This window comes from Bacillus atrophaeus, assembly GCF_039519175.1.
In the GTDB taxonomy this organism is placed as follows: domain Bacteria; phylum Bacillota; class Bacilli; order Bacillales; family Bacillaceae; genus Bacillus; species Bacillus atrophaeus.
The window spans coordinates 1342455-1356327 of record NZ_CP154443.1; the positions used below are offsets into that span (position 1 = coordinate 1342455).

The following is a 13873-nucleotide window of genomic DNA, read 5'->3' on the forward strand; positions in this document are numbered from 1 at the left end:
AATGATTTTAATGATTGATAATTACGATTCATTTACGTACAACCTAGTGCAATATTTAGGCGAGCTTGGTGAGGAACTTATCGTCAAACGAAACGATGAAATCACAATCGAGCAAATTGAGGAGCTGTCGCCGGACTTTTTAATGATTTCTCCTGGACCGTGCAGTCCTGATGAGGCTGGGATCAGCTTGGAAGCAATCAAACATTTTGCTGGTAAGGTACCCATTTTTGGGGTATGTCTCGGACATCAATCAATCGCACAGGTTTTCGGCGGAGACGTTGTAAGGGCGGAGCGCCTCATGCACGGGAAGACATCTGAAATAGAACACGACGGTTTAACTGTATTTGAAGGTTTGCAAAACCCGCTTGTCGCCACCCGGTACCATTCGCTCATTGTAAAAGCAGAGACACTTCCGGACTGTTTCACGGTGTCGGCCCGGACAAAAGAAGGAGAAATCATGGCTATTCGGCATAATGCCCTTCCGATTGAGGGGGTTCAATTCCATCCCGAATCGATTATGACCTCTTTTGGCAAAGACATGCTTAGAAATTTCATAGAGACGCACCGCAAGGAAGTACAGGCGTGATCATATATTTGAACGGTCAATTTATAGAGGAGAAAGAAGCTTCTCTTTCTCCTTTTGACCATGGTTTCTTATACGGTATCGGTGTGTTTGAAACCTTCAGGCTGTATGAAGGCCGGCCTTTTCTGATCGAGTGGCATTTAGAAAGGCTGGAGCGGGCGACAAAGGATCTGCAGATCAAGCACAGAATAACAAAAGATGAACTTACGGATATGCTGGACAACCTGCTCCGGCTGAATCATATAGAAGACGGAAACGCCCGTGTCAGGCTGAATATCTCTGCGGGCGTCAGCACGAAGGGCTTTACCGCTCAAACCTATGAAAACCCCACAGTACTCTGTTTTGTAAATCCTTTGAATCCGGAAAACCTGCCCGTTGAAAAAGAGGGGAAGGTTCTGACTATCCGGAGAAATACGCCGGAAGGACAGTTCCGGTTAAAATCACATCATTATTTAAATAATATGTATGCAAAACAAGAGCTTGGCAACGATCCTCGGTATGAAGGGATTTTCTTAACCGAGGACTGTGCTGTAGCAGAGGGCATCATTTCTAATATTTTTTGGTCTAAAGGTAAATGCATTTATACACCGTCGCTTGATACCGGAATACTTGACGGAGTGACAAGGCGTTTTGTGATTGAAAAAATGGAGAAGCTTGGAGCGGAAGTAAAGACTGGCCGTTTTCGGCTGGAGTCCCTCTTAACGGCTGACGAAGCATGGATGACAAACTCTGTTCTGGAGATTGTTCCATTTTCTAAGATTGAAGAGACAGCTTTTCCCGGTGTAAGCGGGGAAATGACAGGCTTTCTTCAAGAACTATATACGAATGACAGGCTAGGATAGAAATGAGGGGGGAAGAGAATGGCGCAGCAAACGATTGAACAAACCAAACTGCTTCACGCCAAGCATCACAAGTTATCATGGAAAGAAAAGACGCTGGTGATGGGGATTTTAAATGTAACGCCGGACTCTTTCTCGGACGGCGGGAAATACGAAAATACAGATATGGCGCTCCGGCATGCCATACAGATGATTGAAGACGGCGCCCATATTATTGATATAGGCGGAGAATCAACCAGGCCCGGTGCTGAGTATGTATCAGAAGACGAAGAGCTGTCACGAGTCATTCCGGCTATTGAGCGGATAACGAGTGAACTGGATGTCCCAATCTCTATAGATACGTATAAAGCAACTGTTGCCGATGAAGCAGTTAAAGCGGGAGCTTCCATCATTAACGATATTTGGGGAGCGAAAGCAGAGCCGGAAATGGCAGCTGTGGCAGCCGCTCATAAAGTGCCCATTGTGCTGATGCATAACCGCTCGGAGCGGAATTACGATGACTTAATTCCTGATATGCTTGCTGATTTAATGGAAAGTGTAAAAATTGCAAAAGAGGCCGGAGTGGAGGACAAGCATATTATCCTTGATCCGGGTATCGGATTTGCGAAAACATATCATGATAACCTTGCTGTAATGAACAAGCTTGAGATATTCAGCGGACTCGGCTATCCGGTGCTTCTCGGAACTTCGAGGAAAAAATTCATCGGCCGTGTATTGGATCTTCCGCCTGAAGAGCGGGCGGAAGGCACGGGTGCAACGGTGTGCCTCGGCATTCAAAAGGGCTGTGATATAGTCAGAGTGCATGATGTTAAACAAATCGCAAGAATGGCTAAAATGATGGATGCCATGCTGAATAAAGGAGGGGCGCATCATGGATAAAGTCTATGTGGAAGGCATGGAGTTTTACGGATATCATGGTGTTTTTGAAGAAGAAAACAAACTCGGACAGCGCTTCAAAGTCGACTTGACAGCGGAGCTTGATTTGAGCAAAGCCGGTCAGACGGATGACTTGGAACAAACGATTAACTATGCTGAGCTTTACCATGTGTGTCAGGATATCGTAGAAGGCGAACCGGTAAATCTTGTAGAAACGTTGGCGGAACGCATTGCCGATACCGTACTGAAAAAATTTCAGCCGGTACAGCAATGCACGGTAAAAGTCATTAAGCCGGACCCACCTATTCGCGGGCACTATAAATCAGTTGCCATCGAAATGACGAGAACTAAATCATGAACAATACAGCCTATATTGCACTCGGCTCAAATATCGGAGATCGGGAAAGCTATTTGAGACAAGCCGTTGTGCTGCTCCAACAGCATGAAGCCGTAACAGTAACAAAAGTGTCTTCCATCTATGAAACCGATCCGGTCGGTTATGAAGCGCAGGATGAGTTTTTGAATATGGCGGCAGAAATTAAAACCTCTTTGACTCCATTCGAGCTGCTTGATCTTACGCAGAGTATTGAATCAGAATTGGGAAGAAAGAGAGACATCAGATGGGGACCGCGAACGGCAGACCTTGACATTTTGCTTTATAATCGTGAAAATATTGAAACAGAGCAATTAATTGTTCCGCATCCGAGAATGTATGAGCGTTTATTTGTCCTTGCGCCGTTAAAAGAGATTTGCCCGCAAGTGGAAAATAATAAAATAAGCGCTGAAACAAACCAAGAAGGTGTAAGAGTATGGAAGCAGAAATCTGGGGTAGACGAATTCGTGCATTCAGAAAGCTGAAAGGGTATACTCAAGAAGGATTTGCAAAGGCTTTAGGCATATCAGTTTCCATTCTCGGCGAAATTGAACGAGGGAACCGTTTGCCGTCACCTGCTATTATTAAAGATGTGGCCGATGCTTTAAATATAAGTGCGGAGGAATTAGCCCCGCCAGAAAATAATAATAAATGAAAGGAGGGAAAAAATGTTTAAAATCGGTGATATTCAATTGAAAAACCGGGTTGTGCTGGCCCCTATGGCTGGTGTCTGCAACTCAGCATTCAGATTGACTGTAAAGGAATTCGGAGCCGGATTGGTATGCGCTGAAATGGTCAGCGACAAAGCGATCCTTTACAACAATGCCAAAACAATGGGTATGCTTTACATTGATGAACGTGAAAAACCGCTCAGCCTTCAAATCTTCGGAGGAAAAAAGGAAACCCTTGTGGAAGCGGCGAAGTTTGTAGACCAGAACACAACTGCTGATATCATTGATATTAACATGGGATGCCCAGTACCAAAGATTACAAAATGTGATGCGGGAGCAAAATGGCTTCTCGATCCTGATAAGATTTATGAAATGGTTTCTGCAGTAGTGGATGCCGTCGATAAACCAGTCACTGTAAAAATGAGAATGGGCTGGGATGAAGACCACATTTTCGCGGTGAAAAACGCACAGGCTGTTGAGCGTGCGGGCGGAAAAGCAGTTGCGCTTCACGGCCGTACAAGAGTGCAGATGTACGAAGGAACCGCAAATTGGGATATCATCAAAGAGGTTAAGCAATCAGTATCCATACCGGTAATCGGAAACGGCGATGTCAAAACGCCGCAGGACGCTAAGCGGATGCTTGATGAAACCGGAGTCGACGGTGTTATGATCGGGCGTGCAGCGCTGGGGAATCCATGGATGATTTACCGTACGGTTCAATACCTTGAAACAGGTGAATTAAAAGACGAACCGCAAGTGCGTGAAAAAATGGCGGTATGTAAGCTTCATCTGGACCGCTTAATTGATTTAAAAGGTGAAAATGTAGCAGTCAGAGAGATGAGAAAACACGCTGCTTGGTACTTGAAAGGCGTAAGAGCCAATGCGAAAGTTCGTAACGAAATTAACCATTGCGAAACGCGGGAAGAACTTGTGCAGCTATTGGATGCATTTACGGTTGAAGTTGAGGCAAAAGAGCTTCAAGACGCAAAGGTAGGATAACGATCACCTCTATTTGCTGCTCACTGCCAGTTTTTTTGCTGGCAGTTTTTCTGCTTTTTTCATGAAAAATAAACGTAACGGAGTGATACCAATGAGTCAAGAAGAGCAAAATCATGAGGAATTGAACGACCAGCTGCAAGTCAGACGAGATAAAATGAACCAATTAAGAGATAACGGCATAGATCCTTTCGGAAAACGCTATGACCGCTCCCATCAATCTGAACAAATCATCGCAGCGTACCAAGAACTATCTAAAGAAGAATTAGAAGAAAAAGCGATCGAAGTTACAATTGCAGGCCGTATGATGACAAAACGCGGCAAAGGAAAAGCAGGCTTTGCCCATCTCCAGGACTTAGAAGGCCAAATCCAAATTTACGTAAGAAAAGACAGTGTCGGCGACGAGCAATATGAGATTTTCAAAACGTCCGACCTCGGTGATTTAATCGGTGTTACAGGGAAAGTGTTCAAAACAAATGTTGGGGAACTATCTGTTAAAGCAACGTCATTTGAATTGCTGACAAAAGCTTTACGTCCGCTGCCGGATAAATATCACGGCCTGAAAGATGTGGAACAGCGCTACCGCCAACGCTATCTTGACCTCATTGTGAACCCTGATAGTAAAAACACATTCATTGCACGAAGCAAAATCATTCAAGCAATGAGAAGATACTTAGATGATCACGGATACTTAGAAGTTGAAACACCAACAATGCACAGCATTCCGGGAGGAGCATCCGCACGCCCGTTTATCACTCACCACAATGCATTAGACATGCCGCTTTACATGCGTATAGCAATCGAACTGCACTTAAAACGTTTGATTGTCGGCGGTTTAGAGAAAGTATATGAAATCGGCCGTGTTTTCCGCAATGAAGGCGTATCTACACGCCATAACCCTGAATTCACTATGATTGAATTATATGAGGCGTATGCTGATTATCAAGACATCATGAGTTTAACGGAAAATCTTATCGCTCATATCGCTCAAGAAGTGCTCGGCTCTACAACTATCCAATACGGTGAAGAACAAATTGATCTTAAACCTGAGTGGAAAAGACTTCATATGGTAGACGCAGTTAAAGAAGCAACAGGCGTTGATTTCTGGAATGAAGTGACTGTTGAGCAAGCGCGTGACTATGCAAAAGAACATGGCGTGGAAATCACGAAATCTATGACAGTAGGCCATATCATTAATGAGTTCTTTGAACAAAAAATCGAAGAAACATTGATTCAGCCAACATTTATTTACGGTCACCCTGTAGAGATTTCTCCTCTTGCTAAGAAAAACCCTGAGGACCCTCGCTTTACAGATCGTTTTGAGCTGTTTATCGTCGGCCGTGAGCATGCGAATGCATTTACCGAACTAAATGACCCTATCGACCAAAGAGAACGATTTGAGGCGCAATTAAAAGAAAGAGAAGAAGGGAACGACGAAGCGCATATGATGGACGAAGACTTTGTCGAGGCTCTTGAATACGGAATGCCGCCAACAGGCGGACTTGGCATCGGTATTGACCGTCTTGTCATGCTTTTAACAAATGCTCCTTCTATTAGAGATGTATTATTATTCCCTCAAATGAGACAGCGTTAATTTCAAAGAGTGCCAGCCTTATCATGAATAGGGAAGGCACTCTTTTTTTGAAACAAAATCACTATTAAAGTTTTTTTGTTTTTTCTTCAAAAAAACTATTGCACTATTATTTATAGGATGGTATATTATTATTCGTTGCCGCTAAACAAGGCGATGACGAAAAAAAGAATTTGAAAAAAGTTGTTGACTTTGAAAGAGCGAATTGATATAATAATAAAGTCGCTCAAACGAAGCGGACAAGATGATCTTTGAAAACTAAACAAGACAAAACGTACCTGTTAATTCAAAGTTTTAACATAAAAATCGCACAGCGATGTGCGTAGTCAGTCAAACTACTTTATCGGAGAGTTTGATCCTGGCTCAGGACGAACGCTGGCGGCGTGCCTAATACATGCAAGTCGAGCGGACAGATGGGAGCTTGCTCCCTGATGTTAGCGGCGGACGGGTGAGTAACACGTGGGTAACCTGCCTGTAAGACTGGGATAACTCCGGGAAACCGGGGCTAATACCGGATGCTTGTTTGAACCGCATGGTTCAAACATAAAAGGTGGCTTCGGCTACCACTTACAGATGGACCCGCGGCGCATTAGCTAGTTGGTGAGGTAATGGCTCACCAAGGCAACGATGCGTAGCCGACCTGAGAGGGTGATCGGCCACACTGGGACTGAGACACGGCCCAGACTCCTACGGGAGGCAGCAGTAGGGAATCTTCCGCAATGGACGAAAGTCTGACGGAGCAACGCCGCGTGAGTGATGAAGGTTTTCGGATCGTAAAGCTCTGTTGTTAGGGAAGAACAAGTGCTGTTCAAATAGGGCGGCACCTTGACGGTACCTAACCAGAAAGCCACGGCTAACTACGTGCCAGCAGCCGCGGTAATACGTAGGTGGCAAGCGTTGTCCGGAATTATTGGGCGTAAAGGGCTCGCAGGCGGTTTCTTAAGTCTGATGTGAAAGCCCCCGGCTCAACCGGGGAGGGTCATTGGAAACTGGGGAACTTGAGTGCAGAAGAGGAGAGTGGAATTCCACGTGTAGCGGTGAAATGCGTAGAGATGTGGAGGAACACCAGTGGCGAAGGCGACTCTCTGGTCTGTAACTGACGCTGAGGAGCGAAAGCGTGGGGAGCGAACAGGATTAGATACCCTGGTAGTCCACGCCGTAAACGATGAGTGCTAAGTGTTAGGGGGTTTCCGCCCCTTAGTGCTGCAGCTAACGCATTAAGCACTCCGCCTGGGGAGTACGGTCGCAAGACTGAAACTCAAAGGAATTGACGGGGGCCCGCACAAGCGGTGGAGCATGTGGTTTAATTCGAAGCAACGCGAAGAACCTTACCAGGTCTTGACATCCTCTGACACCCCTAGAGATAGGGCTTCCCCTTCGGGGGCAGAGTGACAGGTGGTGCATGGTTGTCGTCAGCTCGTGTCGTGAGATGTTGGGTTAAGTCCCGCAACGAGCGCAACCCTTGATCTTAGTTGCCAGCATTCAGTTGGGCACTCTAAGGTGACTGCCGGTGACAAACCGGAGGAAGGTGGGGATGACGTCAAATCATCATGCCCCTTATGACCTGGGCTACACACGTGCTACAATGGACAGAACAAAGGGCAGCGAGACCGCGAGGTTAAGCCAATCCCACAAATCTGTTCTCAGTTCGGATCGCAGTCTGCAACTCGACTGCGTGAAGCTGGAATCGCTAGTAATCGCGGATCAGCATGCCGCGGTGAATACGTTCCCGGGCCTTGTACACACCGCCCGTCACACCACGAGAGTTTGTAACACCCGAAGTCGGTGAGGTAACCTTTATGGAGCCAGCCGCCGAAGGTGGGACAGATGATTGGGGTGAAGTCGTAACAAGGTAGCCGTATCGGAAGGTGCGGCTGGATCACCTCCTTTCTAAGGATATTTAACGGAATATAAGACCTTGGGTCTTATAAACAGTACGTTCCCTGTCTTGTTTAGTTTTGAAGGATCATTCGATTCTTCGAGATGTTGTTCTTTGAAAACTAGATAACGATAAGTAAGACATCACATTCAAAAGTAAGACCAAGAATAACTGTAGTGATTCTTTTTTAACGGTTAAGTTAGAAAGGGCGCACGGTGGATGCCTTGGCACTAGGAGCCGATGAAGGACGGGACGAACACCGATATGCTTCGGGGAGCTGTAAGCAAGCTTTGATCCGGAGATTTCCGAATGGGGAAACCCACCACTCGTAATGGAGTGGTATCCATATCTGAATACATAGGATATGAGAAGGCAGACCCGGGGAACTGAAACATCTAAGTACCCGGAGGAAGAGAAAGCAAATGCGATTCCCTGAGTAGCGGCGAGCGAAACGGGATCAGCCCAAACCAAGAGGCTTGCCTCTTGGGGTTGTAGGACACTCTATACGGAGTTACAAAGGAACGAGGTAGATGAAGAGGTCTGGAAAGGCCCGCCATAGCAGGTAACAGCCCTGTAGTCAAAACTTCGTTCTCTCCAGAGTGGATCCTGAGTACGGCGGAACACGTGAAATTCCGTCGGAATCCGGGAGGACCATCTCCCAAGGCTAAATACTCCCTAGTGACCGATAGTGAACCAGTACCGTGAGGGAAAGGTGAAAAGCACCCCGGAAGGGGAGTGAAACAGATCCTGAAACCGTGTGCCTACAAGTAGTCAGAGCCCGTTAACGGGTGATGGCGTGCCTTTTGTAGAATGAACCGGCGAGTTACGATCCCGTGCAAGGTTAAGCAGAAGATGCGGAGCCGCAGCGAAAGCGAGTCTGAATAGGGCGCATGAGTACGTGGTCGTAGACCCGAAACCAGGTGATCTACCCATGTCCAGGGTGAAGTTCAGGTAACACTGAATGGAGGCCCGAACCCACGCACGTTGAAAAGTGCGGGGATGAGGTGTGGGTAGGGGTGAAATGCCAATCGAACCTGGAGATAGCTGGTTCTCTCCGAAATAGCTTTAGGGCTAGCCTTAAGGTAAGAGTCTTGGAGGTAGAGCACTGATTGGACTAGGGGCCCCTACCGGGTTACCGAATTCAGTCAAACTCCGAATGCCAATGACTTATCCTTAGGAGTCAGACTGCGAGTGATAAGATCCGTAGTCGAAAGGGAAACAGCCCAGACCGCCAGCTAAGGTCCCAAAGTATACGTTAAGTGGAAAAGGATGTGGAGTTGCTTAGACAACCAGGATGTTGGCTTAGAAGCAGCCACCATTTAAAGAGTGCGTAATAGCTCACTGGTCGAGTGACTCTGCGCCGAAAATGTACCGGGGCTAAACGTATCACCGAAGCTGCGGACTGTTCTTCGAACAGTGGTAGGAGAGCGTTCTAAGGGCTGTGAAGCCAGACCGGAAGGACTGGTGGAGCGCTTAGAAGTGAGAATGCCGGTATGAGTAGCGAAAGAGGGGTGAGAATCCCCTCCACCGAATGCCTAAGGTTTCCTGAGGAAGGCTCGTCCGCTCAGGGTAAGTCGGGACCTAAGCCGAGGCCGAAAGGCGTAGGCGATGGACAACAGGTTGATATTCCTGTACCACCTCCTCACCATTTGAGCAATGGGGGGACGCAGGAGGATAGGGTAAGCGCGGTATTGGATATCCGCGTCCAAGCAGTTAGGCTGGGAAATAGGCAAATCCGTTTCCCATAAGGCTGAGCTGTGATGGCGAGCGAATTATAGTAGCGAAGTTCCTGATTCCACACTGCCAAGAAAAGCCTCTAGCGAGGTGAGAGGTGCCCGTACCGCAAACCGACACAGGTAGGCGAGGAGAGAATCCTAAGGTGATCGAGAGAACTCTCGTTAAGGAACTCGGCAAAATGACCCCGTAACTTCGGGAGAAGGGGTGCTCTGTTAGGGTGCAAGCCCGAGAGAGCCGCAGTGAATAGGCCCAGGCGACTGTTTAGCAAAAACACAGGTCTCTGCGAAGCCGTAAGGCGAAGTATAGGGGCTGACGCCTGCCCGGTGCTGGAAGGTTAAGAGGAGCGCTTAGCGTAAGCGAAGGTGCGAATTGAAGCCCCAGTAAACGGCGGCCGTAACTATAACGGTCCTAAGGTAGCGAAATTCCTTGTCGGGTAAGTTCCGACCCGCACGAAAGGCGCAACGATCTGGGCACTGTCTCAACGAGAGACTCGGTGAAATTATAGTACCTGTGAAGATGCAGGTTACCCGCGACAGGACGGAAAGACCCCGTGGAGCTTTACTGCAGCCTGATATTGAATGTTGGTACAGCTTGTACAGGATAGGTAGGAGCCTTGGAAACCGGAGCGCCAGCTTCGGTGGAGGCATCGGTGGGATACTACCCTGGCTGTATTGACCTTCTAACCCGCCGCCCTTATCGGGCGGGGAGACAGTGTCAGGTGGGCAGTTTGACTGGGGCGGTCGCCTCCTAAAGAGTAACGGAGGCGCCCAAAGGTTCCCTCAGAATGGTTGGAAATCATTCGCAGAGTGTAAAGGCACAAGGGAGCTTGACTGCGAGACCTACAAGTCGAGCAGGGACGAAAGTCGGGCTTAGTGATCCGGTGGTTCCGCATGGAAGGGCCATCGCTCAACGGATAAAAGCTACCCCGGGGATAACAGGCTTATCTCCCCCAAGAGTCCACATCGACGGGGAGGTTTGGCACCTCGATGTCGGCTCATCGCATCCTGGGGCTGTAGTCGGTCCCAAGGGTTGGGCTGTTCGCCCATTAAAGCGGTACGCGAGCTGGGTTCAGAACGTCGTGAGACAGTTCGGTCCCTATCCGTCGCGGGCGCAGGAAATTTGAGAGGAGCTGTCCTTAGTACGAGAGGACCGGGATGGACGCACCGCTGGTGTACCAGTTGTTCTGCCAAGGGCATCGCTGGGTAGCTATGTGCGGACGGGATAAGTGCTGAAAGCATCTAAGCATGAAGCCCCCCTCAAGATGAGATTTCCCATTCCGCAAGGAAGTAAGATCCCTGAAAGATGATCAGGTTGATAGGTCTGAGGTGGAAGTGTGGCGACACATGGAGCTGACAGATACTAATCGATCGAGGACTTAACCACACTTTTGAATTAGTGCTTACGCGTTATCTAGTTTTGAGAGAACACTCTCAAATTGTTTGGTGGCGATAGCGAAGAGGTCACACCCGTTCCCATACCGAACACGGTAGTTAAGCTCTTCAGCGCCGATGGTAGTCGGGGGCTTCCCCCTGTGAGAGTAGGACGCCGCCAAGCAATTGCACGTCAGTGCAAATATGGAGGATTAGCTCAGCTGGGAGAGCATCTGCCTTACAAGCAGAGGGTCGGCGGTTCGAGCCCGTCATCCTCCACCATTTTTGCTTGTTTTTTCTTTGACATATCGAGCCGGTGTAGCTCAATTGGTAGAGCAACTGACTTGTAATCAGTAGGTTGGGGGTTCAAGTCCTCTTGCCGGCACCACTTTTATATGGTATAATACTCAAGTCTCTTTTAAAAAGAGCCATTAGCTCAGTTGGTAGAGCATCTGACTTTTAATCAGAGGGTCGAAGGTTCGAGTCCTTCATGGCTCACCATTTTTCATGCGGGTGTGGCGGAATTGGCAGACGCGCTAGACTTAGGATCTAGTGTCTTATGACGTGGGGGTTCAAGTCCCTTCACCCGCATTATATAGGATGACAGTTGTTAATCAATTGGACATCCTGTCTGCGGAAGTAGTTCAGTGGTAGAACATCACCTTGCCAAGGTGGGGGTCGCGGGTTCGAATCCCGTCTTCCGCTCCAACTATACCATCCACGCCGGGGTGGTGGAATTGGCAGACACACAGGACTTAAAATCCTGCGGTAGGTGACTACCGTGCCGGTTCAAGTCCGGCCCTCGGCATTAAATATTGCGCCCGTAGCTCAATTGGATAGAGCGTTTGACTACGGATCAAAAGGTTAGGGGTTCGACTCCTCTCGGGCGCGCCATTATATATTGAAATCGGGAAGTAGCTCAGCTTGGTAGAGCACTTGGTTTGGGACCAAGGGGTCGCAGGTTCGAATCCTGTCTTCCCGACCATTTCTCGGGGCCTTAGCTCAGCTGGGAGAGCGCCTGCCTTGCACGCAGGAGGTCAGCGGTTCGATCCCGCTAGGCTCCACCAAAAAAGAATTTGAAAAAAGTTGTTGACTTTGAAAGAGTGAATTGATATAATAATAAAGTCGCTCAAACGAAGTGGACAAGATGATCTTTGAAAACTAAACAAGACAAAACGTACCTGTTAATTCAAAGTTTTAACATAAAAATCGCACAGCGATGTGCGTAGTCAGCCAAACTACTTTATCGGAGAGTTTGATCCTGGCTCAGGACGAACGCTGGCGGCGTGCCTAATACATGCAAGTCGAGCGGACAGATGGGAGCTTGCTCCCTGATGTTAGCGGCGGACGGGTGAGTAACACGTGGGTAACCTGCCTGTAAGACTGGGATAACTCCGGGAAACCGGGGCTAATACCGGATGCTTGTTTGAACCGCATGGTTCAAACATAAAAGGTGGCTTCGGCTACCACTTACAGATGGACCCGCGGCGCATTAGCTAGTTGGTGAGGTAATGGCTCACCAAGGCAACGATGCGTAGCCGACCTGAGAGGGTGATCGGCCACACTGGGACTGAGACACGGCCCAGACTCCTACGGGAGGCAGCAGTAGGGAATCTTCCGCAATGGACGAAAGTCTGACGGAGCAACGCCGCGTGAGTGATGAAGGTTTTCGGATCGTAAAGCTCTGTTGTTAGGGAAGAACAAGTGCCGTTCAAATAGGGCGGCACCTTGACGGTACCTAACCAGAAAGCCACGGCTAACTACGTGCCAGCAGCCGCGGTAATACGTAGGTGGCAAGCGTTGTCCGGAATTATTGGGCGTAAAGGGCTCGCAGGCGGTTTCTTAAGTCTGATGTGAAAGCCCCCGGCTCAACCGGGGAGGGTCATTGGAAACTGGGGAACTTGAGTGCAGAAGAGGAGAGTGGAATTCCACGTGTAGCGGTGAAATGCGTAGAGATGTGGAGGAACACCAGTGGCGAAGGCGACTCTCTGGTCTGTAACTGACGCTGAGGAGCGAAAGCGTGGGGAGCGAACAGGATTAGATACCCTGGTAGTCCACGCCGTAAACGATGAGTGCTAAGTGTTAGGGGGTTTCCGCCCCTTAGTGCTGCAGCTAACGCATTAAGCACTCCGCCTGGGGAGTACGGTCGCAAGACTGAAACTCAAAGGAATTGACGGGGGCCCGCACAAGCGGTGGAGCATGTGGTTTAATTCGAAGCAACGCGAAGAACCTTACCAGGTCTTGACATCCTCTGACACCCCTAGAGATAGGGCTTCCCCTTCGGGGGCAGAGTGACAGGTGGTGCATGGTTGTCGTCAGCTCGTGTCGTGAGATGTTGGGTTAAGTCCCGCAACGAGCGCAACCCTTGATCTTAGTTGCCAGCATTCAGTTGGGCACTCTAAGGTGACTGCCGGTGACAAACCGGAGGAAGGTGGGGATGACGTCAAATCATCATGCCCCTTATGACCTGGGCTACACACGTGCTACAATGGACAGAACAAAGGGCAGCGAGACCGCGAGGTTAAGCCAATCCCACAAATCTGTTCTCAGTTCGGATCGCAGTCTGCAACTCGACTGCGTGAAGCTGGAATCGCTAGTAATCGCGGATCAGCATGCCGCGGTGAATACGTTCCCGGGCCTTGTACACACCGCCCGTCACACCACGAGAGTTTGTAACACCCGAAGTCGGTGAGGTAACCTTTATGGAGCCAGCCGCCGAAGGTGGGACAGATGATTGGGGTGAAGTCGTAACAAGGTAGCCGTATCGGAAGGTGCGGCTGGATCACCTCCTTTCTAAGGATATTTAACGGAATATAAGACCTTGGGTCTTATAAACAGTACGTTCCCTGTCTTGTTTAGTTTTGAAGGATCATTCGATTCTTCGAGATGTTGTTCTTTGAAAACTAGATAACGATAAGTAAGACATCACATTCAAAAGTAAGACCAAGAATAACTGTA

7 protein-coding genes, 9 tRNA genes, 4 rRNA genes and 1 pseudogene are annotated in these 13873 nt (G+C 48.6%); all 21 read left to right on the top strand.

What is annotated here, in order from left to right; translation table 11 throughout:
• Position 1: 1 nt before the first annotated feature.
• The 21 genes and pseudogenes from pabA to AAHT65_RS07010 all read left to right on the top strand — a co-directional run bounded on the left by pabA (position 2) and on the right by AAHT65_RS07010 (position 13708).
• Positions 2 to 586 (top strand): aminodeoxychorismate/anthranilate synthase component II, encoded by a 585-nt coding sequence (pabA, locus tag AAHT65_RS06910; RefSeq protein ID WP_343311211.1) that lies wholly within the window; start codon positions 2 to 4, stop codon positions 584 to 586.
• Positions 586 to 1459 (top strand): annotated as a pseudogene (pabC, locus tag AAHT65_RS06915) (aminodeoxychorismate lyase); the annotation flags it as partial. The gene pabA and the pseudogene pabC, both read left to right, overlap by 1 nt.
• Positions 1444 to 2301: a dihydropteroate synthase gene (folP, locus tag AAHT65_RS06920; RefSeq protein WP_343311213.1), complete on the top strand. Its 858-nt coding sequence runs from the start codon at positions 1444 to 1446 to the stop codon at positions 2299 to 2301. The pseudogene pabC and the gene folP, both read left to right, overlap by 16 nt.
• Positions 2294 to 2656, top strand: coding sequence for a dihydroneopterin aldolase (gene folB / locus AAHT65_RS06925; RefSeq protein ID WP_003328545.1), 363 nt, complete (start codon positions 2294 to 2296; stop codon positions 2654 to 2656). The genes folP and folB overlap by 8 nt, the downstream gene beginning before the upstream one ends.
• Positions 2653 to 3156, top strand: coding sequence for a 2-amino-4-hydroxy-6-hydroxymethyldihydropteridine diphosphokinase (gene folK, locus AAHT65_RS06930; RefSeq protein WP_063639002.1), 504 nt, complete (start codon positions 2653 to 2655; stop codon positions 3154 to 3156). The genes folB and folK overlap by 4 nt, the downstream gene beginning before the upstream one ends.
• The gene (locus AAHT65_RS06935) at positions 3108 to 3326 is read left to right on the top strand and encodes a helix-turn-helix domain-containing protein (RefSeq protein ID WP_003328543.1); all 219 of its coding nucleotides are present in this window, start codon (positions 3108 to 3110) and stop codon (positions 3324 to 3326) included. The genes folK and AAHT65_RS06935 overlap by 49 nt, the downstream gene beginning before the upstream one ends.
• 13 nt (positions 3327 to 3339) lie before the next feature.
• A complete protein-coding gene (gene dusB, locus AAHT65_RS06940) occupies positions 3340 to 4341 on the top strand; it encodes a tRNA dihydrouridine synthase DusB (protein WP_106273507.1) in 1002 nt (333 codons plus the stop codon).
• A 91-nt stretch (positions 4342 to 4432) separates the two neighbouring features.
• Positions 4433 to 5932: a lysine--tRNA ligase gene (gene lysS / locus AAHT65_RS06945; protein WP_003328541.1), complete on the top strand. Its 1500-nt coding sequence runs from the start codon at positions 4433 to 4435 to the stop codon at positions 5930 to 5932.
• A gap of 337 nt (positions 5933 to 6269) precedes the next feature.
• A 16S ribosomal RNA gene (locus AAHT65_RS06950) occupies positions 6270 to 7819 on the top strand.
• 181 nt (positions 7820 to 8000) lie between these two features.
• Positions 8001 to 10928 (top strand): 23S ribosomal RNA (locus tag AAHT65_RS06955).
• Between the two features lie 55 nt (positions 10929 to 10983).
• Positions 10984 to 11099, top strand: a 5S ribosomal RNA gene (rrf, locus tag AAHT65_RS06960).
• 22 nt (positions 11100 to 11121) lie between these two features.
• Positions 11122 to 11197, top strand: a tRNA-Val gene (locus tag AAHT65_RS06965).
• A gap of 30 nt (positions 11198 to 11227) precedes the next feature.
• Positions 11228 to 11303, top strand: a tRNA-Thr gene (locus AAHT65_RS06970).
• Between the two features lie 37 nt (positions 11304 to 11340).
• A tRNA-Lys gene (locus tag AAHT65_RS06975) sits at positions 11341 to 11416 on the top strand.
• A gap of 8 nt (positions 11417 to 11424) precedes the next feature.
• Positions 11425 to 11506: transfer RNA gene (locus AAHT65_RS06980), tRNA-Leu, on the top strand.
• A 42-nt stretch (positions 11507 to 11548) separates the two neighbouring features.
• A tRNA-Gly gene (locus AAHT65_RS06985) sits at positions 11549 to 11623 on the top strand.
• Between the two features lie 14 nt (positions 11624 to 11637).
• A tRNA-Leu gene (locus tag AAHT65_RS06990) sits at positions 11638 to 11723 on the top strand.
• 9 nt (positions 11724 to 11732) lie between these two features.
• A tRNA-Arg gene (locus AAHT65_RS06995) sits at positions 11733 to 11809 on the top strand.
• A gap of 14 nt (positions 11810 to 11823) precedes the next feature.
• Positions 11824 to 11900, top strand: a tRNA-Pro gene (locus AAHT65_RS07000).
• Positions 11901 to 11906: 6 nt separating this feature from the next.
• Positions 11907 to 11982 (top strand) — tRNA-Ala (locus AAHT65_RS07005).
• Positions 11983 to 12158: 176 nt separating this feature from the next.
• Positions 12159 to 13708, top strand: a 16S ribosomal RNA gene (locus tag AAHT65_RS07010).
• Together the 16S, 23S and 5S rRNA genes with 9 tRNA genes alongside form the textbook arrangement of a ribosomal RNA operon.
• Positions 13709 to 13873 lie beyond the last annotated feature (165 nt).